The sequence below is a fragment of the Zoogloea sp. genome, assembly GCF_028689785.1.
Taxonomy (GTDB): domain Bacteria; phylum Pseudomonadota; class Gammaproteobacteria; order Burkholderiales; family Rhodocyclaceae; genus Zoogloea.
This window is the reverse complement of record NZ_JAQVCN010000002.1, coordinates 184,269-207,198: the sequence shown is the minus strand read 5'-3', so window position 1 is coordinate 207,198 and position 22,930 is coordinate 184,269. Positions and strand designations below refer to the sequence as shown.

Below are 22,930 nucleotides of genomic sequence, written 5' to 3'. Positions count from 1 at the left end.
TCTACAAGCTCGCCATTACCACCAACCGCCGTGGCCACCACCGGCAAACCGCCCGCCATGGCTTCGAGGATGGTGTTGGAAATTCCTTCCGCCTGAGAGGGAAGCACGAAACAGTCAAAGCCCCGCCTGACATTCGGCACATCCCCCCGCTCACCCGCCAGCCAGACGTGATCCTGAACACGCTCTCGTGCAATCTCTGCCTCCAGAGTGCCCCGCATCGGCCCATCTCCAGCCAGCACCAGACGCGTTCCGGAGGCCAGATCGGGCCGCCGCCGGATCAGCAGTACAAAAGCACGTAGAAGGTTCATCTGATCCTTCACCGCCTGCAAACGCCCCACCGTCCCCACGACGTAATGCCCATGACCGTTGAACGGCGAGCCATCGATCGGGGCTCGCTGCGGCCCGCGGGCTTCGAAGCGCCTCAGGTCCACCCCGTTGCAGATCCGCGTCACACGGCTCTCCGGAATCCCGATGGCCTCACGCAGATAGGCCTTGAGGTGCCCCGAAAGCGCGATGTAATGGGTCACGAAAGGGCGATGGAGACGGCGGATCAAGCGATACTTGGGATTGGTCCCGTCCGGATCGGTGACATCCCAGCCATGCTCGCCATGAATGCGCACCGGCACACCCGCAAGCCATGCCGGCAAGCTTGTCTCGAGCGCTGCGAGGTTGCGGGTATGCACGACATCTGGGCGGTACTTCCGAAACAGACGGAAGAGCGCCGGAAAGAGCTTGAAGCTGTGACCCGGAGGTTTGTGCAGTGCGACAAATTCTACATCCGGGCGGGTCACCCGGGCACAGAACACCGGGTCACATTTTGTCAGCGCGACCACCACGTGCCGAAAACGTCGGCTATCGAGGCGATTGATCAGATTCACGACACCATTCTCCAGCCCGCCGACAGCGAAGCTGAAGACCACGTGCATCACCAGAATCCGTTCGTCCTTTTCGGCCGGGCTCATTGCTGAACAGGCCGGGCGGCAGCGGCGATCTGGTCGAGCAGCGCCCGCCCATTGGCCTGATGGAAGGCCTGCAAAGCGGCCCCCGCCTTCACGTCATCCTCCGCCGATGCCCAGACTGCACCGAACACCGAGGTATCCGGGTGCCCCTGCAGACGCCCCAGCACCAGCAAGCCCTTGGCAAGGTAATCACTGGTGACCAGGCGACCGTTGATCCAGTAGCCCGACCACACCAAAGCCTTCATCGACTCCCGGGATATCCGCGTTGCAAGCCAGCGCCCCGCCCCCGAGTCCGGCCCCTGGGCTTCGTTAAGGCGGTTCCAATGCGGATCATTGGGCAGCACCAAGGTGTTCTGGCTCTGGACAAGCTCATGCCCCGGCTGCTGATTGGCATAACTGGCGATATACACCGAAACAACATGCGTTCCGTCCGTGTAGTGACGCAGGCTGTCTTCCCGGAACCCCATGAACGAGGGTTTGAACTCAGCTCTGGACGCCTGAGTTTCTGTCCAGGGAGCAACAACCGTCAGCTGTGGGATCGACGCAGCCGTCTCCGGATGGAGCAGTTCGAAGTGCTCCACGTAGCGCAGCGCGAGAGGCGCCGCGGCAATCGCCAACGCCAGCGGCAGAACCCGGGCAAAACCCCCGCGAGACGCGGTGGCGTCGGCCATCGACAAGGGCCGATCCACCTCGACCGGATCAAGATCCTCACGCCAACGCCCGCCTATCCAGAACATCAGAATGATGACGATGCCGAAGAACAACCACCCATAAAGCAGGTGATCCACCCCGGTGGCAATACGGTTGTCACTCAGATATCCGAGCATGACAATCATGTAGGCCCGCAGCCAGTTGGCGATCACCGGCACGACAATCGCAGCGGCCACGAAGAGCAGGCGACGCTTCAGGGAGCGGTAACTCAGGTAGGCATACAGTGTGCCTACCATCAGCGAGGCGATCAGATACCGCACCCCGCTGCAGGCCTCAACCACAGACCAGCGCCCGTTGGGGATCACGAAATGAAGCCCCTCCTGGTAAACCGGCACACCGGACAAGCGGACCGCGGCCACGGTGAACTCGGCCGTGTAGTCCATCATGACAGGCAGTAGGAATTCGCCGATCGGCACTCCGAAAAGCAGGAACAGAATGGGGAAAGCCAGGGGACGCGCCAGGCGGAAGCCAAGGACGCCGATTAGGCTGAAAACCAGGACGAAGGCCAGGGCCGCATGGGCTACCGAGGCAACGCTGGCCAACTCACCCAACAGCCAGCCGAAACCGGCAGCCAGAATGGGTAACACCATGATCAGTGAAGGCTGCACTGACAGGCCAGCCAGCCGGTCCCTGTTGCGCCATGCCAGCCATCCGGAAATCGGCAGTACGAGGAGGCCGTGGGCAAAGGTGTCGGAGCGCCACCAGATGGACGAAACCTCTTGGGCCGTCCCGAAATACCAGGCAACCACCCAGACCAGGACGGCCGCAATGGCGGAGAACACCTGCACAAGCGGGCTCATGAAGTTTTCCTGTGTTGTGGGTGGTGGTGATGCACCGCCTGCCGTCTGCGAGGACGGCATCTGCAGACAGATACAGTAGGCATGATGCGGGCCCGCTTCTTAGCCAAGATTGCGGACCAGTGCCGGTCCGAGACGATTGGCAACAGCGAGAGGCAAGCGCCGCCACATGGCGATGAAGGCGCGATACTTGGGATTCAGGGGATTGTTCTGAGGTATGGCATCCCGCTTGAAGAGGCGGTATTCATACGACAGGGGGGTTGGTTCAAAACCCCAGTTCTTCTTAAAGCTGAACGGACCGGTACCGACCTTGCTGCGGCCATAGTCGAAGATGCGGCAACCCCGGGCACAGGCGTGGCGCATCAACTCCCAGTATTTGAAGTCGTTGGCTGCCAGATCCCGAGCGGCCAGATCGTCCCCGGCGTAATAAGGCAGAATTTCTTCACGGAAGTAGAAGCTCAGCACACTGGAGAGAAGCTTGCCATCAGCCGTTGTCACGGTAAGGATGTCGCAATCCTTGCCGAAGACCGACAGCAGGGTCTGAAAAAACTTCTTCGACAAGGCCGGCGTACCGTGGCGCAGCACGTTATCGGAGTACAGGGCGAAGAAACGATCCGGAGTGCTGTCGAAGCTGGCCACCAGGCCATTCTTGATACCCTTGCGAACCATCGCGCGCTGCTTGCGCGGAATCGCCGCCATGTTGGCCTCTTCGTCCGGAAAGATCTCCTTGCGAAACGTGAAGTACACATCCTGCCGCGGCCAGTCCGTGTGACGGGCGCAGAGATTGCGGTACTCGAGATGCTGGACGCCAGCCTTGCGAGCCAGATCGTCAGCCGCTGCCTCAAGAGCCGCAACGGCTTCAGCGTCGTCCCCCGCGACCCCCCCGTAAACCGCGAAGGGCAAGGATGTGAGGGCATGGCCGAACAAGCGGCTCTTCACTTCTGCCAGGGGTAGAACGGCAACAATCCTGTTGTCCCGCTCGGCGAGCAGATAATGGGTGCGGTGACGAAAGACGTCCCGCATGATCCCGCGCCACTCGATCCGGTGAAAGAAGGTAGCGCCGGGGCAGGCAAACACAAACTCGTTCCAACGCGCAGAGTCAGCCTCTGCGAAGGGACGCACTTTGACAACGGAAACCATGCTGGGAAACCTTAAACAGACAGACCCTGGCCGGGCAAAAACACTTCGTCCATCCGCCCCCAGGAAAAGTCCTGGAGAAGACGCTGAAGACGGGCCTCGGTTTGAGCGAGGTTAACGTAGTGCCTGAAGCGCGCCTTGGCGGATGCCTCATGCACCACGGGCTGCCCGGGATCGATTTCCCAAGGATGGAAATAGAAGATTGCAGGCTTGCGATCTTCCTGATTAACCTTGCGGATACCCCAGGCCGACACGGGGTAAGGTAAAAGGCGGAAGTAGCCGCCTCCCCCAACCGGCCAGTTGCGACCAAAACGCCGCACCGTGGTGATGGGAATCTCGACGAGCCCCGAGCCCACCGTGTAAGGGAAACGCGGGGCGTCAGGAACGCCGTAATGATCGTGCTTCACCGGGTACACACTGGAACTGTATGCGTAGCCGGCCTCTTCGATGCAGCCGTGGGCCCAGGGATTGGACAGGCCGACCGAGAAGCTCGGCGCGCGATAGCCCCGCACCTCGCAGCCCCCAATGTCTTCAAGCACCACCTTGGCGAGCCTGATGTCTGCCAGAAAAGCCTCGGGCGACTGATCACTGGCACGCTCGTGGGCATAGCCATGACTCGCGAGCTCATGCCCTCCGGCAACAATCTGCCGCACCAACTCGGGATAACGCTCCGCGATCCAGCCCAGTGTGAAGAAGGTCCCCCGGGCACCGCTGCGGGCAAGCATTTCCAGGATGCGCTCGACGTTGCGCTCAACCCGGCAGGGTGTGCTGTTCCAGACGTCCTTCGGAAAATGGGACGCTAGGGCGGAGACCTGGAAATAGTCTTCCACGTCGATGGTCAGGGCGTTTGTCACCCCTCCCCGGTCGGAATGCGATACGGTCATTTGGTCACCGCCTCTTTACCGTCACCACCGGCTGGCTGTTGCGCGGAGCCGATCAACTGACTGAGGGCATTCAGGGTGGTCGAGAGGGTCCGTTCAAGCAGAGCCAGGCGCTCCTCGAAGCGAGCCGCATCATAGCCAGGCCCCACATTGGCGAGGGCCCGGGCAGCCTCGGGATTGGCCAGGATACGCTGGATGTCGATAGCCGCAGGCTGCACTTCCGAAAACGTCGCCAGAGAGGGAGACCCGCTCTGGAGTGCCGCCGGCACCACCTGCTCCTCGCTCATTTCTGCCGCAACCTGCTCGACAAGTTCGGCGCTAATCCGGCGCTGATCGCCCAGAAAAGCAGCCAGCATGATGCGGTCGCAGAGGGCATTGATGCGGCGGGGAATCCCCTGGCTGTGATTGAAGATGGCCTTCATGGCCTCGACATCGAACGTCGGATTGCCCTTCCAGCCAACACATCCGAGGCGGTGCTCGACGTAGGCCTGAGTTTCGGTTACGTCCAGAGGACCGAGGTGGTAGGACGCAATGACCCGCTGACGCAACTGGACCATCTCCGGGCTCTGCATGATGGTGCGAAACTCGGGCTGCCCGACCAGAAAGCTCTGCAGCAGGGCATGGTCTTCAAGCTGGAAGTTGGAGAGCATGCGCAGTTCTTCGACTGCACGTTGGGTCAGGTTCTGAGCTTCGTCGACAATCAACAGAGCACGTTTGCCAGCCGCCGTGGTGGACACGAGAAAGGCCTCGATCGCCAGCAGCAGGTCGCTCTTGACGAGATGTTTGCTGGGAATGCCAAAGGCCGCCGCAACCAGCCGCAGAATGTCGTCCGCATCAATCTGGGTGCTGACCAGATTGGCGGCGACGATCTTGCCGGGGTCGAGCTTCTCCAGGAGGCTGCGCACCAGCAATGTCTTGCCCGCGCCGACCTCGCCGGTCACAACGATAAAACCCTCGTTCTGGTGTAGTCCGTACTCAAGATAGGCCATCGCCCGGCGATGCCCACGACTGCCATAGAAAAAGGAGGGGTCCGGATTCAACTGAAAGGGTTTTCCTCGCAGACCGAAATAGGCTTCGTACATGAGTGCTCTCAGAACCGGATGGAAACCGAGCCGATGACGGCGTTCTCGGTATAGGACGTAGTCCCCTTGCCCTCACTATTGCGGATCATCAGGGAGCCGTTTGTCTTGGGCGTGAACTGGGTCATGACACCCGCCGTAATGCGACGGGTACGGTTGCTTAGATCGACACCGGTAGTCGAGCCCTCCTGTTGGCTGCGCATCAGCGTGAGAGCAACGGTGGCCGAGGTGATCGGCGTCACCAGATGGGTAAGGCTGACCGAACCACTCGTATCCTTGATATGGGTATTGGAGGTGAAATCAGGTCCGAGCGCGAAATCCTGGGTGGTCAAAGCGGAACGCTCCGAACGAAAGACAGTGAACTGGAGCGTGTTCCTCGGGCTGGTCACCATCATGTCCAGGTTGATGCGTCGATCGAGAAAAACCCCGCTCGAAAGCACCGCCTGGCTGGTTCCCAGTCGTGTTGGCAGACCCCGATCGGCAATGTAGGCGCGGACGAAGGCGTCGCGCTCGGCAAAATCGGGGAAGCGGGCAGCGGTCATCGACATCAGCAAGCCATAGGTGTCGAACTGAGTCATCGAGTTGAGGGACTGGCTGGTATTGCTCGCGTCCTTCGAATATCGCGCCGAAATCACATAGCGGCCACTCTGGTGGCTGGCGCTCATCAGGTAGCCGGGGCCGAAGAAGCGGTCTTCCCACAAGCCGGAGAACTTGGTCATGGGACTCGCAACCCAGTCCAGGCCAACGCCGGTAATGGTCGAACGCTTGTCATCCACCGTACGGAAGTTGTTGGACTCCGACCCTACGATGAGGCGCATCTGCACCTGGGGATTGAACTGAAACAGGGCGCTCCCCCGAAGCGAGCTGTTGTTGAGGTCGCGCCGGTCGGAATACTGGATGATGCTGTCAGAGAAGGCCAGAGACCAACCAGCCTTGCCAAACGCATTCGGATCAGTGAGGTTGGCCGACAGGGTACGCGTCTGCATCTTCTGGACCACCGTCGACGATGTGTCTGTATCCGAAAGGGAATAGCGCACCTCGGCCTTGCCTGTGGAGGCAAAACGCCCGATCAGGTAAGGACTGACGACGAAGTTGCGGACATTCGTCTGGTTGCTGCGCCCGGTCAGGCTGTCCCCGGACTGGACGCCAAGACTGGACAAGGCCTCCTGACTGACCGAGGCCTTGAGATCGACAAAAGCCAGGTTCTCCCAGGCCGTCACCTTGCCATCACCACGCAGCGTCAGGAAGCCGCGACTGAGGTCGGAATCCCGGCCGTAGAGCGACGCATTGAATGCTGCCTGCAGGTTTCCCGAAACCCGCCCACCATTGGACCTCGCAGTCACACTCGGGCTGATCATGGTGATCCAGTCGCCTTTGGCATCCGGGCCATTACGCAACTGAACGTTATCAGTGATGGTTTCCGACACATTGACGGCGGTCTGGAAGATCGGCGCCTGGGCCTCGGAAAAGGCCGGGGTGGCGAACGCCGCAGACAGGGCGGCAACGCACAGACTCGGCAAGGAGCCATGATGCCGGAGGTGACGACGGAGCTTCACGCGCCCTCCCTTGGTCCTTGACCGTAGCCATAACCGTAGCCGTAGCCGTAGCCGTAACCATAGGAACCACCGCTGGTCTGCTGGGCCTTGTTAAGCAGCATAAGCCTGACCGGGCAGGAGTCGATGGTAGCGAGGGCCTGCTTGACGGCCGCCTGGGTAGTACGATTCGACTCGACAACCATCACGATCTGCCCCATGTGCGTCGCCAGCACGCGGGATTCGGTGGTCACCAGGAGCGGCGGCGAGTCAAACACGATGATCCGGTCGGAGTAACGCTCGGCGAGTTCGGCCAACAGATGGTTCATGGCATCACTGGCCAAGAGCTCCGTGGCACGGGGGTGCGGCGTACCTGCCGGCAGCAGGCTGAGCTTCTCGATGTTGGTCTTCAGGAGCACGTCGCCCAGTTGCATGTCGTTCGATGTGAGCACATCCATCAGGCCCTTTCGCGGCGGCAGCCCCAGGATGTTGAGCACCGAAGGACGGGAGACATCGGCGTCGATCAGCAGCACCGTGTGGTCCAGCTCCATGGCCATGCTGATAGCCAGGTTGATGGAGCTGAAGCTCTTGCCCTCACCGGGCAAGGAGCTCGTCACCATGATGAGATTGGCGTTTTTGACTTCCGCAGCACCCTTGCCCTGCACGTTGCGCAGCAGCGGACGCTTGACGATACGGAACTCATCGCCGATCAGCGAACGCGGTGCATTGGGGGTCACGATACCGATGGAGTGGAGACGATCAAGATCGATATCGACGAAACGGTCAGGGTTGTGCGCCCGGGGGGGTGCCGGAGCCACAGCAGCCGGCTCCTTCACTTCGGGCCGCTCAACGGCAGCGGCAACGGGCACAGGCGGGATTGCAGCGGGTGCATCAGGAACAACTGGCTCCTGGCGCGCGGCAGCATTGTCGTTACCAGCGGCGCGCTGGAGTTGCTCAAGCCGCTCGACGGCCTTTTCAATAATGCTCATATTTGCCCCTCAAGCCATTCTGGCCAACATCAACCAGACGGTCATAGCGCCAAACAAACCCACCAGGGCTCCCACCCCACCAAGAAATGCGATCCTTCCACGACGCAGGTTCCGCGCACGATCCGGATCGGAAATCATGCTGACGGCGCCGAGCACTGCAAGGCCGGTCACATCACGCAGCACATTGGTATCCGAGAAGGTGGGGCGAATCTGACTGATCAGGAAGCTGATGGCCGCCCCCATCAGCAGGGCAGCAAACCCAGCGGCCGGCATCAGGAGCAGACGGTTGGGCGCCGCCGGCTTGTTCGGCACCGTAGGCGGATCGATCAGGCGGAAATCTGCAACCCCCGAGGTCGCCCCCATTTCGACTGCCATGGTGGCCGACTCACGACGGGCCACGAGCTGGTCGTAGTTGCGCTTATTGACGTCGTAGTCCCGGTTGAGCTGGGTGAACTCAGCCTCGATCTGCGGCAGCATGCGGGATGCGGCCGACAGGGACTGGACCCGGCTCTCATACTCGGAAACCCGGGCACGGAGCGAAGCCACATTGGCCTCGGCTTCGGCCAGTGACATCTTCAACTGCTGATACACCGGATTGGAGCCCGCGGAACTCGACATGCCGGTAGGCGCAGCCTTCCGGCGCGACTGGATTTCCTGGAGCTTCTGGGCCTCGAGCAACTCGATGGTCTTGCGGGCACCAACTACGTCGGGGTGCTGCTCGGTGTAACGCTGGAGCAGACCATCCAGGCTCTTTTTAAGGGCTTCAATGCGACCATCCAGCTCTGGCACCGAAACCGCAGCCAGCGCAGCGCTGCTCACATTGTCGGGCAGCAGGACCGGCTCCTCGCCAACGATCTGGCGCTTGAGGGCATCTCGCGAGTTTTCCGCTTCACGCAGGGCAAGGCGTGCCTGGTTGAGCTGCTCGCTCGCTTCATTCATCTTGGAGAAGTAATCCCGGCCACCACTACCGACCGTGGAGAGATTGCGCAGCTTGTATTCCTTGAGACGGTTTTCGGCCTCTTCGAGCTTCTGCTCGTAGGCTCTGATCTGCTCTTCAATGAACTTGCGTGCCGTATCCGAATCCTTGCGCTTGTCGCCGAGGCCGGACTCGACAAACATGGATACCATGGACTGCACGACGCGCTTGGCACGTTCGGCATCCGTATCGGTGTAAGCGAGGGTATAAAGGTTGTCCCGACCTGCAACGCGGATCTCCAGCGACTTCGTGACGCTGGCAATGAGCGCCTCCCGCTCTTCCTTGGTCTTGACCGTCAGGTCCAGGTCGGCCATGCGGATCAGCTTCTCCACATTGGGACGGCTGATCAGCGTGCGGCTGAGAATACTGATCTGCTGATCCACGTTAGGCTGCACGGCGAGCCCGGACATCAGCGGCTTGAGAATCGACTGAGTGTCTACATACACCCGGGCCGAAGACTCATAGCGGTCAGGCAGCAGGTAAACCGTCGCCGCAGCGATCGGGCCGACGATCCACGCAGCAGCCAAGCCCCACCAGCGATAGAGCCACATGCCGCGGAGTATCACCGACAGCTGTCTTAGTATGTCTTCCATTGGGAGATTCCGAAGGCGACTCCCCGGGGCAGCCCGGGGAGGAGATCAAGAAGAATGGGTCAGAACCAGCTTTGAGGAATGATCAGCACATCGCCCGGCTTGAGCTCGACGTTTGCGGAAACGTCGCCACGCTTGATGAGGTCACGAAGACGGACGGAGTACTGCTTACCGTTCTCGGAGGTGCGCAGCAGCACCGCCCTGTTGCCGTCAGCGAAATCGGTGATGCCGCCTACTGCGATCATCAGATCAAGCATTGTCATCTTCTGCTTGAACGGCAAAGTCATCGGCTTGGCGGCCTCGCCCACAACACGAACCTGCTCGGAATAAGGACCGACGAAGTTGCTGACGATCACCGTCACGACCGGATCGCGAATGTACTTGGCCAGCGCTTTCTCGATTTCGCGGGCCAGCGTCGACGCATCGCGCCCGGCGGCAGGAAGGTCTTCAACCAGCGGCGTCGTGATCTTGCCGTCGGGGCGCACCGGAACCATCATTGACAATTCAGGATTTCGCCACACAACGATATTGACGGAATCACCCGGCCCGATCAGATAATTGTAATCAGCGTTCGTGGCAGCAGCCGGCGCAGCGGGATAAGGTGTAGCACACCCCGTCAGCCCGGCAGCAAGGCAGGCCAGTGCGCCTATCGTCAATAATCGTTTCATATAAATCTTCCCCTCAATTAGGCCCGACTGCAGCCTTCTGATGATAACAAGCGGATATTACGGCAGCCCGGACGCGACTCCGGAGAAAAACGTCACGCCGCCCCGCAACGGGCACACGCCTTGACGATTCGGGTTTGGAAAAAACTCCAAAAACACCCAGAACCCTCATATAGCGACCCAAAACGGGACGACCTAACAACTAGAAAGACCAGCGCGCCTCGGTATAAACCCGATCACGATCGTCATAGCGACCAAACACTCCGGTGGGCTTGCCACCGAAGACATCCACACCAAAAGTAACCCTGAGGTTCTTCGCGGCAGACCACTTGACCTTCGGTCTGAACATGAAATCGGTGCGGTTGAGCATTGAAACCAGCAGTGCCTCGGTTTCCCAAGCCTGCGTAATGCGAGTATTCAGCAGGATGCTGGCCCCACCCTCGGTACGATCCGCGCCGATGGACGGATCATGATTGGCAGCACGTCGTGCAAAATACTGCACATTGATCCGACCATCATTGAACGCCGGCACATCAACCCCGATGACGTAATCAATGGTGTCTTGACGCACGAGCCCGTTGGGGGCTGTCGGATCATCAGAGAGAAACTGCCTCCCTCTCGTATGCACTGCTTCACCCTTGAGCACGAACTCGCCGAAATCCTTGGCCACCGTTCCGCCGATCTGGGTGATTCGATCATGACGCGGCTGGAATTCGTTCACACCAACGACGTAGAAGGTCTGGGCCACGTCGAGACTACGATAATAGAAGCCCGACACATCCCAGCCACCGATCAGGCGGGACAGCCGCCCCCCCCAGTTGGTATTGCCCAGAGACGCATCCGGCTTAACCTCGCCACGCACATTGGCGCCCCTGGGCAGCGGATAGAACTCGGCCCCCGGCTTGCCGATCTTGTCGTAGCTAGGCGAGGGAATCCACACCAATTCGGCATGGGTCTCACCAAAGTAGTACTCAGCGCGGGCTGCCCACTGGGGAATACGTAGTTGTTCGAAATCAGGCAGATAGAAAGAGCGCAGATCCCTGGCCGAGACCACATCGGCAAAGAACAGGCCAACCATCTCGCCCCACACGATATGTTGCCGACCGAGGCGGATGTCCACTTCACCGGCCGAGAAATCCACGTAGGTCTCGCGCAGATCGAATTGATACTGCTGATCGCGCCGCACTGCGTCAGGATAAAAGCCGGAATCTATGGCGAAAACCGCATCGGCGTCAGCACGCCCGGATATCTTCCACTTGAATCCGGCCCCACCCCCTTGCGCACTCAACTCGGCACGAGAGCGAGCCATCGACCAGTGCTCCCGATCTGCATAGGTTCTGGCCAAATCAAACTGGAGAACACCTCCCGTCTTGGTCTTCCCACCCTCGTCGAGTTCGAGGTCGAGATCATCGTCGGCTGCTGCTGCCGGGCCCCCTAAGGCCAGCATCGCCAGGCTCAGGACGATTACAGTGGGCTTTGAGCTGAAAGGCTTCATCTATTCCTCATACTTTGGATTGCGATCAGATGTCGGGATCGTCATCCGGCTTGCGTCGATCCTGAACGAATTTCCAGGCGCCATCGCGCTTCAGGCCGAGGGCGGTGATCTGACCGTCTTCCATCCTGACCAGGCGATCGGCCCGGTTCATGACCCGTTTATCATGGGTGGAAAACACGAAGGTTGTCCCGTCATTCTGGTTGATGTCCCGCATGAGGTTGAGAATGCTCTCCCCCGTACGGCGATCCAGGTTGGCGGTAGGCTCGTCAGCCAGCACGACACGCGAGTGGGTCACCAGCGCCCGGGCAATGGCCACCCGCTGCCGCTGTCCGCCTGAAAGCTGGTTCGGGCGGTGATGCGCATACTTGGTCAACCCGACCTTGGAGAGGTAATGACTCACCCGATCCTTGCGCTCCTGGGCTGACAGCTCCGGCATCTGCAAGAGCGGGTACTCGACGTTTTCGAAGGCCGACAGCACAGGCAACAAGTTAAAGGTCTGGAAAATGAAGCCGATGGTTCTTGCCCGTACATCAGCGAGATCATCGGGTGTCTGGCCCGACAGGTCCTTTCCTTCGATTTCAACACGCCCCTTGCTTGGCGTATCAATGCACCCCATGATATTGAGCAGCGTTGACTTTCCACTCCCGGACGGCCCGGCAATGGCCATGAAAACACCCTCTTCAACGGTCAGTGACACCCCTTCCAGTGCGGTAACCTCCTGGTCGCCAAGAAGATAGGTCTTGCTTAAATCGTCAACACGGATGATCGGCATTTGTGCACTGAACTATGTTGTTTGCTTTCTAAGGATAACACCATGAGCTTCAACTTTTACTTGCCCGGCTTGCGCGACAGCTGCAGGGCGCTCATGACGGTCGCCGCCATCGGACTGTCGGCCCTCGCCCTTGCCGACGACGTGGAGACGGCCCGCAACGCTGTTGCCCGCGCTGATGAAGTGCGCTTCCCCCGCGACGGCTTTCAGGTACAGATCAACATCGAGTCAAGCATCCCCGGCGAACCCATGGAGGAAAGAAAGTACCGCATTCTTTCCAAGGGCAATGAGAACACCATCGTGCAAACCCTGGAGCCGGCCACCGATCGTGGTCAGGCCATGCTCATGCGAGGGCGCGACCTTTGGGTCTTCATGCCGAATATCTCCCAACCAGTGCGCCTGTCTTTGGCCCAACGGCTGACGGGCCAGGTGGCCAACGGTGATCTGGCGCGTGCCAACTTCTCCGGTGACTACGAACCCAAAATTCTCCGTACCGAGACCATCGACGGAGAGAAGATGTATGTACTCGAACTCACCGCGGTAGACCGCGGCGTCACCTACGCAAAGGTGCTCTACTGGGTAAGACAATCGAACAACTGGCCCCATCGGGCCGAGTTCTATTCCCTCTCCGATCGCCTGCTCAAAGTGACACGCTACGAGAAATTCCAGAATCTCGGCGGACGTATCCGCCCCACCCAGCTGGTGATGGAGGATGCCCTCAAGAAGGGGGAGGTTTCAGTGCTGCGCTACTCGCAGATGGCCGCCAAGGATCTCCCGGACCGGGTGTTTACGAAACAGTACATGGACAAGCTCAATCGCGTCGATTGAGGCAGCGCCGCTGAGGCCCTTCAAACGAACAGGCCAGCAGCTGGATCCTCTGCCCCGAACAGGCCTTCCCGCGCCATCCCATCCAGTGCCGCCTCCAAAAGGGCCTCAGGCCCTTCGTGGGGCGGCGCTAGCCTGATGCGACGGCCGACACCTGCGACCACGACATCCACACCCTCCGCATCAAGCCCCTCCACCCGCACCCCGACGGGAAGCCTGCCAGCAAGCGCTTCGAGCAGCACAGCCTCCTGTTGCACGGGAAGCACCGCAGGGAGAGGAACAGCATCCACCCACCCCATGCGGCCAAAACCACCGATGAAACGGGCCCTGAGCGGCCTCATGCGGAAAAAAGCAAACCCTCCCAGCGCAAGATACTCGGCAGACTCCGGGCTATAGCGCAAAAAACGCGCACACGCCGCCGAGTCCAGCACCACCCGCTCGACCGTCCCCAGCAAGGTCAGCCGAGACTGCTCCAGCACACCACCCTGCCCTTCCGCGAGCAGCAGGCTGGCACGGGAATCGTCCAGAAGATTCCTGGTGTGCTCCGCCAGACTGCTGAGCAGGAAGAGAGGCTGACACGCCTCGTCAAGCACATAGGGCAGCAGACTCACAAACGGGAAGCCCGGCATAGTCACTGAATGGCTGCCAAGCGCCCCGCTACGGCCCCGCCGGAGCAAATCACGAGCTTCGGCGTAATCCAGCTTCATCGCCGATGAGACTCAGCCAGCGCGCTGGCGACGCGCTTCGAAAAGGCACAGACCGCTGGCGACCGACACGTTGAGGCTCTCAACGGTGCCGTACATCGGGATGCTGATCAACTCATCACAAGTCTCCCGGGTCAGACGACGCAGACCATCTCCCTCGGCTCCCAGCACCCAGGCAATCGATCCCTTCTGGTCCACGGTATAGATGGACTTCTCCGCTTCGCCGGCCGCCCCCAGGATCCACACGCCAGCCTCCTGCATTTCGCGCAAGGCCCGGGCAAGGTTGGTCACGGTGATGTAGGGGACAGTATCGGCCGCGCCGCTGGCCACCTTGACAGCCGTCGCATTCAGCCCGACGGCCTTATCCTTCGGCGCGATGACCGCATGGGCACCGGCTGCATCGGCCACCCGCAGACAAGCCCCCAGGTTATGCGGATCCTGAATACCGTCCAACACCAGAAACAAGGCCGGCTCAGTCAGGCCATCCAGCACATCAGGCAACTTCAGCTCCTTCCGACGGCCATCCACCCGAGCGACAACGCCCTGATGGCGGCGCGTCCCAACCATTCGATCAAGGCGCTCCCCCTCTGACGGGATGATGCGGGTTCCGAGCTGCTCCGCATGGCGAAGCAGATCTCTCGCCCGAGCATCGTTGCGCTGGGCGTCAGTGAATATCTCGAAAATGCCCTCAGGATCCTGACGAAGCTTGGCGAGAACGGCATGGAAGCCGTAAATGAGACGGGAACTGGTGTTGTCAGACACGAGGCTTGGCTTTCTTCTTTGTGCTGTCCGCAGCGCTCTTGCGCGGCTTCGCGGTTTTGGCCTTGGCTTTGGCCTTGGCCTTCGTTTTTGCTTTTACGGCCTTCGGCGCGGGCCCGGATTCTACCGCCTTGAGAGGCGCTTCGGGCTGGTTTGGCGGGGCAGAACGACGACGCCCTGCCGAGGCCGCCCCCTCAACGACAACCTGCTCCGACACAACACGTGTCGCCTTGGTGCGCGTCGTCTTTCCCACCCGTTCCGTGACACGCTCGGGCCCCTGGAGAAGACGGAAATCGATCTTGCTGGCCTCCATGTTGACCCGCACCAGCTGCACCCGAACCTGATCAGACAGGCGGTAACGCTGGCCGGTGCGCTCGCCTACCAAGGCGTGCTGGGCATCATCAAAGTGGAAATAATCGCTCCCCAGATCCGAGATATGCACCAGCCCCTCCACGAAAACGTCGTGGAGGGCCACAAAGAGCCCGAAAGGCACTACCGCCGAGACGCTGCCTTCAAACTCCTCGCCGATCCGGTCCTGCATGTAGTAACACTTGAGCCAGTTCTCTACATCCCGATCCGCCTCGTCGGCACGGCGCTCGGTCATCGAGCAATGCATTCCAATTGCGTCCCAATCGCCGTTCTCCTGCGCAGGTGTGTACTGCTGCCCCAGCAACGCCGCCTTGATCGCACGATGCACCAGAAGATCGGGGTAGCGCCGGATGGGCGACGTAAAGTGGGTGTACGCCTCGTAGGCCAGACCGAAGTGCCCGACGTTATCCGGGCTGTACACCGCTTGGCGCAAGGAGCGAAGCATCACCGTCTGGAGAAGCTGCAGATCCGGCCGAGCCTTGATGCTCTCAAGCAAGCGGGCGTAATCCCCTGCTTTTGGCTCCTCCCCACCGCCCAGCTGCAGACCAAACTCGCCGAGAAAATCGCGCAGCTTGGCGAGCTTTTCCGGGGTCGGGCCTTCGTGGACGCGGTACAGAACCGGATGCTCCTGACCCTGCAGGAACTCGGACGCACAGACATTGGCGGCCAGCATGCATTCTTCGATCAAGCGATGGGCATCGTTGCGACTCTCCGGAACGATCTTCTCGATCTTGCCGTTGTCGTCGAAAACCATCCGGGTTTCCTGGGTCTCGAAATCAATCGCCCCACGCTTTGCCCGGGCCTTGAGCAACACCCGGAAGAGCTTGTCGAGATTCTGCAGATGGGGAAGCAGGCCTCCCACAATCTCAAGCGCCGCCGGATCATTCTCATAAAGGGCCGCCGCAACCTGGTTGTAGGTGAGACGAGCCTTAGAGAACATAACCGCCGGATAGAAGCGATACTGTTTGATCACCCCCGTCTGGGAGATTGCCATATCACAGACCATGCACAGACGCTCGACCTGCGGATTCAAGGAGCACAGCCCATTGGAGAGCTTCTCCGGCAACATCGGGATCACCCGGCGGGGGAAGTAAACCGAATTACCCCGATCGTAGGCCTCCCCATCCAACGCCGAACCGACGGTCACATAATGGGAAACATCCGCGATAGCCACAACGAGCCGGAAGCCCCGCCCCTGGCGCTCGCAATACACCGCATCGTCGAAGTCCCTGGCCGTTTCCCCATCAATGGTAACCAACGGAAGGGCCGTGAGATCCTCCCTGCCCTTCCAGTCCATCTTGCGGACCTTGTCGGGCAGACGCCGCGTCTGTTCCTTCGCCGCCTTCCCGAACTCGAAAGGCAGCTCGTGCTTGCGCAAGGCAATCTCGATCTCCATACCGGGATCTGCATAGTTGCCAAGCACCTCAACGACCTTGCCGATCGGCTGGGCATAGCGGGTCGGTTGCTCGACCAGTTCCACCACCACAACCTGTCCCGCCACAGCTTTCGACCTGGCGCCCGGAGCCAGTAAGATCTCCTGGGAGATGCGGCGATTCTCCGGAACCACCAGAGTCACCCCGTTCTCCACCAACACCCGGCCGACAACCCGGTTGTTGGCGCGCTCAAGCACCTCGACGATCTTGCCTTCCGGCCTCCCGCGTCGATCAAGGCCAGCAATACGCACCATCACCCGATCACCGTGAAGGACCTCGCGCATCTCGTTGGGCCCAAGGAAAATATCAGCCCCCTCGTCGTCGGTCACCACAAAGCCGTAGCCCTCCGGATGACCTTGCACCGTACCGCGAATGAGATCCGCCTTGGCGGGCAGCAGGTAGGCGCCGCTCCGGTTGCGCATGACCTGCCCGTCGCGCTGCATCGCAAACATGCGACGTTCAAAGAACTCCGTCTCCGCCACCTGGATGTCAAGGGCGGTCGCGAGATCGGCGAACGGCATGGGGACGCCGTGGTCTGCCAACGTCTGGATAATGAATTCCCGGCTGGGCAGCGGAAAATCGTACTTCTGAGACTCCCGCTCGAAGAAGGGATCGCTGCGACGCAGCTTGCTAAGTTTTTTAGTGTTTTTGGCTTTTGATATTGACACGGATAATTTCTACTCTATAATTTTGAGCTCGTTGCCCAGATGGCGAAATTGGTAGACGCGCTAGTTTCAGGTACTAGTGCCGCGAGGCGTGGAGGTTCGAGTCCTCTTCTGGGCACCAGGATGTTTCGGAGAAGCCGGTCGATTGACCGGCTTTTTTGTTGTTGCTTCAATTGTGCTGAATGGATTGAAAAGTGTGGGCGCCAAGGCTTTTGCGTTTGCATCAGTTTGTTCTATAATAGCGCTTTCGTTGCCCAGATGGCGAAATTGGTAGACGCGCTAGTTTCAGGTACTAGTGCCGCGAGGCGTGGAGGTTCGAGTCCTCTTCTGGGCACCAGACACTTCAGAATGGCCGGTCAATCATGACCGGCCATTCTGTTTTTGATTCCAGACATTCCTGGCTTCAAAGACGCTTACTCAAATATTTCTTGCTATTTATTCAGAGCCATCTATAATGGCGCCTTCGTTGCCCAGATGGCGAAATTGGTAGACGCGCTAGTTTCAGGTACTAGTGCCGCGAGGCGTGGAGGTTCGAGTCCTCTTCTGGGCACCAGACACATCAAGAAAGCCGGTCATTTCGACCGGCTTTTTTGTATTTCGGACCCGCAACTTCCACCCCTGCCCTCTTCGGCGATTCCGCTGCAGCAATAAGCACGAAGCCCCGGAAGCAGGCACTAGATCCGCCTGCTTCCGGGGCTTTGGCAGCAAAGCCAGGCTCAGGCGCCGAAAGGATGACGCTTCAGGATGGTTTCATCACGCTCCGGACCGGTGGACACGACATCGATGGAAATCTCACAGATCTCCTCGATACGATGCAGATAGGCCCGAGCTTCGGGAGGAAGTGCATCCCAGGTACGCGCACCAAAGGTCGTTCCGCTCCAACCCGGCATGGTTTCGAGAATAGGCTCGCAACGCACCACCTCCTCGGCCCCCATCGGCAGCAGATCGATACGCTTGCCGTCGAGCATGTAACCCGTGCACAGCTTGAGCTCGGTCAGACCATCCAGAACGTCCAGCTTGGTGATGCACAAGCCTGACACGCCATTGATGATGATCGAGCGCTTCAGCGCGGCCAGATCAAGCCATCCGCAGCGGCGCTTGCGACCAGTAACGGTGCCAAACTCACGACCAACGGTGGACATCTGGTAACCCGGGGTGCCCGGGGTCTCAAAATCCAGCTCGGTGGGGAAAGGACCGCCACCTACGCGGGTACAGTAAGCCTTGGTAATACCCAGCACATAATGCAACCGGCCCGGACCTACACCAGACCCTGCCGCAGCCTGACCGGCCACACAGTTGCTCGACGTGACGAAAGGATAGGTGCCGTGATCGATGTCCAGCAACGTGCCCTGCGCACCTTCGAACAGCAGATTTCCGCCGGCCTTGTTGATGGCGTAAAGATCTGCGGACACATCGGTCACCATCGGCCGGATCTCTTCGGCATCGGCCATGGCCTGGTCGAACACAGCCTGAAACTCGACAGGTTCGGCGCCCAGGTACTGGGTGAGAACAAAATTGTGATAGTCGAGCACCTCCGCCAGCTTTTCCGCAAAGCGCTTCGGATCGAACAGATCGTAGACCCTCAGGGCACGACGGGAAACTTTGTCTTCGTAGGTGGGGCCAATGCCTTTGCCGGTCGTACCAATCTTGTCACCGGCACTCTTCTTAGCCTCCCGGGCACGGTCGAGCGCCGAGTGGTAGCCAAGAATGACCGGACAGCCCGGACTGATCCGCAAGCGCTCGCGGACCTTGATGCCGCCCGCCTCCAGCCCGCGAACCTCCTCCAACAAGTGATGAATGTCCAGCACCACGCCGTTACCGATGTAGCACTGCACCCCCTCCCGGACGATGCCGGATGGCACCAGATTCAGCTTGTACTCGGTGGTGCCAACTACAAGGGTATGACCTGCATTATGCCCCCCCTGAAAACGCACCACGCCTTGAGCCTGATCGGTCAGCCAGTCGACGATCTTGCCTTTGCCTTCGTCACCCCACTGGGTACCGACCACAACTACGTTCTTTGCCATTTTTCCTACTCTCCCTGAAGCGGTTCAACCTGCCAGGCACCGCCCCGCAAAACTAGACGCCGATCACAACCGGCCTCACGCCACGTGCCATCATGGCCGGGCAATTCAACGACTACATTCTCCCCCGCCTGACGCAGGCGGGCTACCGCCTCGTCAAAACCAGCCTGCCCCGCACCTGAGGCAAGGACGGCACCGGGCAACAGTGGATCAGCCACCTGCGCAGCCAGCTCTCGCAGATCGAGGCTGAAGCCGGTGGCCGGACGCCCACGACCAAAGGCACGACCGACGCTGTCGTAACGCCCCCCGAGCGCCAGCGCCACCGGGGAACAGCCACCATACGCGGCAAACACCACACCGCTGTGGTAATGGTAGCCGCGCAAATCCGCCAGATCGAAGCTGATGGGCAGATCCGCCAAGCGCGCCGCCAGCTGCTCGAGATCATCGAGCGCCGCACGAATCTCGTCATCGTCGGGCAGCAGGGTACGCGCCCTTCCCAGTACATCGGCAGAACCATACAGTGTCGGCAGGGCCAACAGTCCGGTACGCACATCGGCCACTACATCGCCCAGCAAGTCATGCAGGCCAGGAATGTCCTTGGCCTGCAGACAGTCGAACAGGCTCTCCTCGCGATCAACCGCCAGGCCCGCCTTACGGGACAAGGCCCTGAACAGCCCCACATGACCAAGATCGATCCGGGAAGTACCGACACCGGCGATGCTCAGGGTATCGGCCAGCAGACGGATCACCTCCGCATCTGCTTCAAGCCCGGCGTGGCCGTACAGCTCGGCCCCCAGTTGGAGCGGCTCACGGGTCGCGGTCAGGGACGACGGAACCGCATGGGCAACGGTACCGCAGTAGCACAGACGGGTCACGCCCTTGCGATTGAGCAAATGGGCGTCAATGCGGGCAACCTGGGTCGTGATGTCAGCCCGCACACCCATGGTGCGGCCGGACAGCTGATCCACAAGTTTGAGGGTCTTCAGCTGGAGATCCTGCCCTGCCCCTGTCAGCAAGGACTCGAGATACTCGAGCAACGGGGGCGCGACGAGCTGATATCCGTTCAAACGAAAGGCATCGAGCAGCCGACGGCGCAGATCTTCCAGCTTCGCGGCCTCTGCGGGCAGGGCGTCCTGGATATATTCGGGTAGAACCCAACGCAACATGGGTAGAGCGCCTCAGGAAAAGACAATCAGAATGGCGAGGCCGAGAACCATCGAACCCAGACCGAAAAAACGGATTTGCCCGTCAGCCAGACGGATCAGACGGGCAAAAGTCTCCCGCCACTTGGCGGGAGCAACAAAAGGAATAATGCCTTCCAGCACCAACATCAGTGCAAAAGCGATGATCAGGGTCTGCCCCATTACTTCCCGCTTTTGCCCGAATCAGCCCCGCCAGAACGACCACCGGAACCTTTCAAGTACTTGAAGAACTCCGAATTCGGCTCGACGACCATCACATCAGACTTGCTCTTGAAGCTGCTGCGATAAGCCTCAAGACTACGATAAAAGGCATAGAACTCGGGGCTTTGACCAAAGGCCTGAGCATAGATCGCAGAGGCCTTGGCATCCCCTTCACCCTTCACCATCTGGGCAGAGCGGTAGGCCTCGGCGATGATCACCTCGCGTTGCTTGTCGGCATCGGCCTTGATCTTTTCAGCCTCCGCGCCCCCCTCGGAGCGTAACTCGTTAGCCACGCGCTTCCGCTCAGCCTCCATGCGGCGATACACCGACTCGGAAACTTCCGCGGGGAGGTCCACCCGCTTCAGGCGCACATCGACAATCTGGACACCGATCTTGCGGGAATCCAGGTCGGCCTTCACCCGCATGTCATCCATGATCTTGTTCTGTTCGCCGGACACTACATCATGCACGGTCCGCTTACCGAACTCCTCACGCAGACCGGCATTCACCGTTTGTTCAAGACGCGTCCTCGCCCGGGCCTCATCGCCACCGACAGAGATGTAATAGAGCTTCGGATCGACAATGCGCCATTTGACAAAAAGATCCACCAGCACATTCTTCTTTTCCGACGTAATAAAGCGCTCGGGCTCCGTCGTATCTAGGGTCAGAATGCGGCTGTCGAAGTAGCGCACGTTCTGGATCAGCGGAATCTTCATGTGCAGACCGGGCTCACTGATCTGCTCCTTGACCTCCCCCAACTGGAAGACCAAGGCGTGCTGACGCTGATCCACGGTAAACAGGGACATGGACAACACGGCAACAACAAACAACCCTACACCGACAAAAAGTGACAGGCGCTCTCTCATCAACGTTCTCCCCGATCGCGATTGCGTGTGGCTTCCCGGGTTCTGGCCTCACCCGACAGGGCATCCGCACGGGGCGGTGTAATAGTGCTCTCTACGGTAGGCGCGATGACCGGGCGTGCCACCTGGGCCGGATCAGCCGTCGCCGTCGTACCCGCAGCCGCGGTCGCCTGCATCAGCTTGTCGAGGGGGAGGTAAAGCAGATTGCCGCTGCCCTTGGCATCGACCATGATCTTCGAGGTGCTGGACAGCACCTGCTGCATGGTGTCGATATACATACGCTGACGGGTCACTTCCGGCGCCTTGGCGTATTCGGTCAGAATCTGCTTGAAACGTGAAGCGTCACCCTCGGCCTGTGCCACTACCCTGCCCTTGTAAGCATCGGCCTCCTCAAGCAGGCGCGAAGCCGCACCCCGTGCCCGCGGAATCACGTCGTTGGCGTAAGCCTGGCCTTCGTTCTTCTGGCGCTCACGATCCTGACCGGCTTTCACGGCATCGTCGAAAGCCGCCTGGACCTGCTCGGGAGGTTGCGCGTTTTGCATGGTCACCTTGCTCACCTGGATCCCTGTCGCGTAACGATCGAGGATATCCTGGGTTAGCTTCTGAGCACTTGCCGCCACCTGCTCACGCCCCTCGTAGAGCACGAAGTCCATCTTGCTCTTACCCACGATTTCGCGCACAGCAGTTTCAGCTGCCTGAATCACAGAATCATCGGCCCCACGGTTGTTGAACAAGTAGTGCTGTGGATCCTTGAGGATGTATTGCACTGCAAACTGGATGTTCACGATGTTCTCATCGTCGGTCAGCATCAAGGCTTCCTTGAGCACCTTGTTCCGCTCGGAGCCCCGATAGCCGATTTCAACAGTCCGCACACCGGTCAGATTCACCAGTTCATGAGTCTGGAAGGGATAAGGCAGGCGCCAACGCAGGCCGGGCTCGGTTGCCTCCTGAAAACGGCCGAATTGCAGGACGATGCCTCGCTGGCTTGCGTCGACAATGTAGAAGCCGCTAGCCAGCCAGACAACGGCTCCAAAGGCGGCAATCAGACCGAGGCCACCACCGAACTGACGGAAATTGAACTCCGGCAGTCGATTCCCGCCATCGCCACCGCCCGAACCACCACTGCGGCCGGGCTCACGGCCGAACATGCTGGACAGCCGGCGATTGAAATCGCGCCACAACTCTTCGAGGTCAGGGGGCCCCTGATTGTCTCCGCCGCCGCGATTGTCGCCGCCACCACGGTTGCCCCATTTGGGATCATTAAGGGACATGAGAATGCCTGAGATCACGGTATGTATCCGCTCC

20 protein-coding genes and 3 tRNA genes are annotated in these 22,930 nt (G+C 60.0%); 4 read left to right on the top strand and 19 right to left on the bottom strand.

What is annotated here, in order from left to right:
- The 11 genes from PHI64_RS02175 to PHI64_RS02125 all read right to left on the bottom strand — a co-directional run.
- Nucleotides 1-962, bottom strand: a 962-nt coding sequence (locus PHI64_RS02175) for a TIGR03088 family PEP-CTERM/XrtA system glycosyltransferase (RefSeq protein ID WP_299877848.1), incomplete at its 3' end; no start/stop codon positions are given.
- Nucleotides 959-2,470 (bottom strand): exosortase A, encoded by a 1,512-nt coding sequence (gene xrtA / locus PHI64_RS02170; protein WP_299877846.1) that lies wholly within the window; start codon nt 2,468-2,470, stop codon nt 959-961. The genes xrtA and PHI64_RS02175, both read right to left, overlap by 4 nt.
- Nucleotides 2,471-2,569: 99 nt before the next feature.
- Nucleotides 2,570-3,607: a FemAB family XrtA/PEP-CTERM system-associated protein gene (locus tag PHI64_RS02165; protein ID WP_299877843.1), complete on the bottom strand. Its 1,038-nt coding sequence runs from the start codon at nt 3,605-3,607 to the stop codon at nt 2,570-2,572.
- An 11-nt stretch (nt 3,608-3,618) separates the two neighbouring features.
- A complete protein-coding gene (locus PHI64_RS02160; protein WP_299877840.1) occupies nt 3,619-4,488 on the bottom strand; it encodes an XrtA system polysaccharide deacetylase in 870 nt (289 codons plus the stop codon).
- Nucleotides 4,485-5,567 carry an XrtA/PEP-CTERM system-associated ATPase gene (locus PHI64_RS02155; protein ID WP_299877837.1) on the bottom strand — a complete coding sequence of 361 codons (1,083 nt, stop codon included), beginning with the start codon at nt 5,565-5,567 and terminating at the stop codon, nt 4,485-4,487. Before PHI64_RS02155 ends, PHI64_RS02160 begins: the two co-directional genes overlap by 4 nt.
- 8 nt (nt 5,568-5,575) lie before the next feature.
- On the bottom strand, nt 5,576-7,120 hold the full coding sequence (locus PHI64_RS02150; RefSeq protein WP_299877834.1) for a TIGR03016 family PEP-CTERM system-associated outer membrane protein: 1,545 nt from the start codon (nt 7,118-7,120) through the stop codon (nt 5,576-5,578).
- The gene (locus PHI64_RS02145) at nt 7,117-8,085 is read right to left on the bottom strand and encodes an XrtA-associated tyrosine autokinase (RefSeq protein WP_299877831.1); all 969 of its coding nucleotides are present in this window, start codon (nt 8,083-8,085) and stop codon (nt 7,117-7,119) included. The genes PHI64_RS02150 and PHI64_RS02145 overlap by 4 nt, the downstream gene beginning before the upstream one ends.
- Nucleotides 8,086-8,094: 9 nt before the next feature.
- Nucleotides 8,095-9,654, bottom strand: a complete 1,560-nt coding sequence (locus tag PHI64_RS02140; RefSeq protein ID WP_299877828.1) for an XrtA system polysaccharide chain length determinant — start codon at nt 9,652-9,654, stop codon at nt 8,095-8,097.
- A gap of 59 nt (nt 9,655-9,713) precedes the next feature.
- Nucleotides 9,714-10,319, bottom strand: a complete 606-nt coding sequence (locus tag PHI64_RS02135) for an XrtA/PEP-CTERM system exopolysaccharide export protein (RefSeq protein ID WP_299877826.1) — start codon at nt 10,317-10,319, stop codon at nt 9,714-9,716.
- A gap of 199 nt (nt 10,320-10,518) precedes the next feature.
- Nucleotides 10,519-11,811, bottom strand: coding sequence for a DUF1302 family protein (locus PHI64_RS02130; protein ID WP_299877823.1), 1,293 nt, complete (start codon nt 11,809-11,811; stop codon nt 10,519-10,521).
- A gap of 25 nt (nt 11,812-11,836) precedes the next feature.
- Nucleotides 11,837-12,583 (bottom strand): ABC transporter ATP-binding protein, encoded by a 747-nt coding sequence (locus PHI64_RS02125; RefSeq protein WP_299877820.1) that lies wholly within the window; start codon nt 12,581-12,583, stop codon nt 11,837-11,839.
- A gap of 42 nt (nt 12,584-12,625) precedes the next feature.
- Between PHI64_RS02125 and PHI64_RS02120 the strand changes: the two genes are divergently transcribed.
- Complete coding sequence (locus PHI64_RS02120) at nt 12,626-13,408, top strand: outer membrane lipoprotein-sorting protein (RefSeq protein ID WP_299877817.1); 783 nt, start codon at nt 12,626-12,628, stop codon at nt 13,406-13,408.
- Between the two features lie 20 nt (nt 13,409-13,428).
- Here the strand turns inward: PHI64_RS02120 and PHI64_RS02115 are convergent, their stop codons facing one another.
- Genes PHI64_RS02115 through rnr form a run of 3 tightly spaced genes read right to left on the bottom strand, consistent with a single transcriptional unit; the run spans nt 13,429 to nt 17,338 of the window.
- Complete coding sequence (locus PHI64_RS02115; protein WP_299877814.1) at nt 13,429-14,112, bottom strand: HugZ family protein; 684 nt, start codon at nt 14,110-14,112, stop codon at nt 13,429-13,431.
- Nucleotides 14,113-14,124: 12 nt separating this feature from the next.
- Nucleotides 14,125-14,871 carry a 23S rRNA (guanosine(2251)-2'-O)-methyltransferase RlmB gene (gene rlmB, locus PHI64_RS02110; protein WP_299877811.1) on the bottom strand — a complete coding sequence of 249 codons (747 nt, stop codon included), beginning with the start codon at nt 14,869-14,871 and terminating at the stop codon, nt 14,125-14,127.
- The gene (gene rnr / locus PHI64_RS02105; RefSeq protein WP_299877808.1) at nt 14,864-17,338 is read right to left on the bottom strand and encodes a ribonuclease R; all 2,475 of its coding nucleotides are present in this window, start codon (nt 17,336-17,338) and stop codon (nt 14,864-14,866) included. The genes rlmB and rnr overlap by 8 nt, the downstream gene beginning before the upstream one ends.
- Before the next feature lie 33 nt (nt 17,339-17,371).
- On the opposite strand from rnr, the gene PHI64_RS02100 reads away from it, so the two are divergent.
- The 3 genes from PHI64_RS02100 to PHI64_RS02090 all read left to right on the top strand — a co-directional run bounded on the left by PHI64_RS02100 (nt 17,372) and on the right by PHI64_RS02090 (nt 17,888).
- Nucleotides 17,372-17,456 (top strand) — tRNA-Leu (locus tag PHI64_RS02100).
- A gap of 131 nt (nt 17,457-17,587) precedes the next feature.
- Nucleotides 17,588-17,672, top strand: a tRNA-Leu gene (locus tag PHI64_RS02095).
- Between the two features lie 131 nt (nt 17,673-17,803).
- Nucleotides 17,804-17,888: transfer RNA gene (locus PHI64_RS02090), tRNA-Leu, on the top strand.
- A 163-nt stretch (nt 17,889-18,051) separates the two neighbouring features.
- Here the strand turns inward: PHI64_RS02090 and PHI64_RS02085 are convergent.
- Genes PHI64_RS02085 through hflK form a run of 5 tightly spaced genes read right to left on the bottom strand, consistent with a single transcriptional unit; the run spans nt 18,052 to nt 22,896 of the window.
- Nucleotides 18,052-19,362 carry an adenylosuccinate synthase gene (locus tag PHI64_RS02085; RefSeq protein ID WP_299877805.1) on the bottom strand — a complete coding sequence of 437 codons (1,311 nt, stop codon included), beginning with the start codon at nt 19,360-19,362 and terminating at the stop codon, nt 18,052-18,054.
- 5 nt (nt 19,363-19,367) lie between these two features.
- Nucleotides 19,368-20,525 (bottom strand): ATP phosphoribosyltransferase regulatory subunit, encoded by a 1,158-nt coding sequence (locus PHI64_RS02080; protein ID WP_366945108.1) that lies wholly within the window; start codon nt 20,523-20,525, stop codon nt 19,368-19,370.
- A 12-nt stretch (nt 20,526-20,537) separates the two neighbouring features.
- Nucleotides 20,538-20,723: a DUF2065 domain-containing protein gene (locus PHI64_RS02075; RefSeq protein ID WP_299877801.1), complete on the bottom strand. Its 186-nt coding sequence runs from the start codon at nt 20,721-20,723 to the stop codon at nt 20,538-20,540.
- Complete coding sequence (gene hflC / locus PHI64_RS02070) at nt 20,723-21,628, bottom strand: protease modulator HflC (protein ID WP_299877798.1); 906 nt, start codon at nt 21,626-21,628, stop codon at nt 20,723-20,725. Before hflC ends, PHI64_RS02075 begins: the two co-directional genes overlap by 1 nt.
- Complete coding sequence (hflK, locus tag PHI64_RS02065) at nt 21,628-22,896, bottom strand: FtsH protease activity modulator HflK (RefSeq protein ID WP_299877795.1); 1,269 nt, start codon at nt 22,894-22,896, stop codon at nt 21,628-21,630. Before hflK ends, hflC begins: the two co-directional genes overlap by 1 nt.
- Nucleotides 22,897-22,930: the final 34 nt, after the last annotated feature.

What these genes read in the sequence shown, in the direction of transcription:
- PHI64_RS02080 (WP_366945108.1), bottom strand. Translation starts at nt 20,525, where the DNA reads ATGTTGCGTTGGGTTCTACCCGAATATATCCAGGACGCCCTGCCCGCA.
- PHI64_RS02120 (WP_299877817.1), top strand. Translation starts at nt 12,626, where the DNA reads ATGAGCTTCAACTTTTACTTGCCCGGCTTGCGCGACAGCTGCAGGGCG.
- PHI64_RS02075 (WP_299877801.1), bottom strand. Translation starts at nt 20,723, where the DNA reads ATGGGGCAGACCCTGATCATCGCTTTTGCACTGATGTTGGTGCTGGAA.
- hflK (WP_299877795.1), bottom strand. Translation starts at nt 22,896, where the DNA reads ATGTCCCTTAATGATCCCAAATGGGGCAACCGTGGTGGCGGCGACAAT.
- PHI64_RS02165 (WP_299877843.1), bottom strand. Translation starts at nt 3,607, where the DNA reads ATGGTTTCCGTTGTCAAAGTGCGTCCCTTCGCAGAGGCTGACTCTGCG.
- PHI64_RS02130 (WP_299877823.1), bottom strand. Translation starts at nt 11,811, where the DNA reads ATGAAGCCTTTCAGCTCAAAGCCCACTGTAATCGTCCTGAGCCTGGCG.
- xrtA (WP_299877846.1), bottom strand. Translation starts at nt 2,470, where the DNA reads ATGAGCCCGCTTGTGCAGGTGTTCTCCGCCATTGCGGCCGTCCTGGTC.
- PHI64_RS02085 (WP_299877805.1), bottom strand. Translation starts at nt 19,362, where the DNA reads ATGGCAAAGAACGTAGTTGTGGTCGGTACCCAGTGGGGTGACGAAGGC.
- PHI64_RS02140 (WP_299877828.1), bottom strand. Translation starts at nt 9,654, where the DNA reads ATGGAAGACATACTAAGACAGCTGTCGGTGATACTCCGCGGCATGTGG.
- PHI64_RS02160 (WP_299877840.1), bottom strand. Translation starts at nt 4,488, where the DNA reads ATGACCGTATCGCATTCCGACCGGGGAGGGGTGACAAACGCCCTGACC.
- PHI64_RS02135 (WP_299877826.1), bottom strand. Translation starts at nt 10,319, where the DNA reads ATGAAACGATTATTGACGATAGGCGCACTGGCCTGCCTTGCTGCCGGG.
- PHI64_RS02125 (WP_299877820.1), bottom strand. Translation starts at nt 12,583, where the DNA reads ATGCCGATCATCCGTGTTGACGATTTAAGCAAGACCTATCTTCTTGGC.
- PHI64_RS02155 (WP_299877837.1), bottom strand. Translation starts at nt 5,567, where the DNA reads ATGTACGAAGCCTATTTCGGTCTGCGAGGAAAACCCTTTCAGTTGAAT.
- hflC (WP_299877798.1), bottom strand. Translation starts at nt 21,628, where the DNA reads ATGAGAGAGCGCCTGTCACTTTTTGTCGGTGTAGGGTTGTTTGTTGTT.
- PHI64_RS02115 (WP_299877814.1), bottom strand. Translation starts at nt 14,112, where the DNA reads ATGAAGCTGGATTACGCCGAAGCTCGTGATTTGCTCCGGCGGGGCCGT.
- PHI64_RS02145 (WP_299877831.1), bottom strand. Translation starts at nt 8,085, where the DNA reads ATGAGCATTATTGAAAAGGCCGTCGAGCGGCTTGAGCAACTCCAGCGC.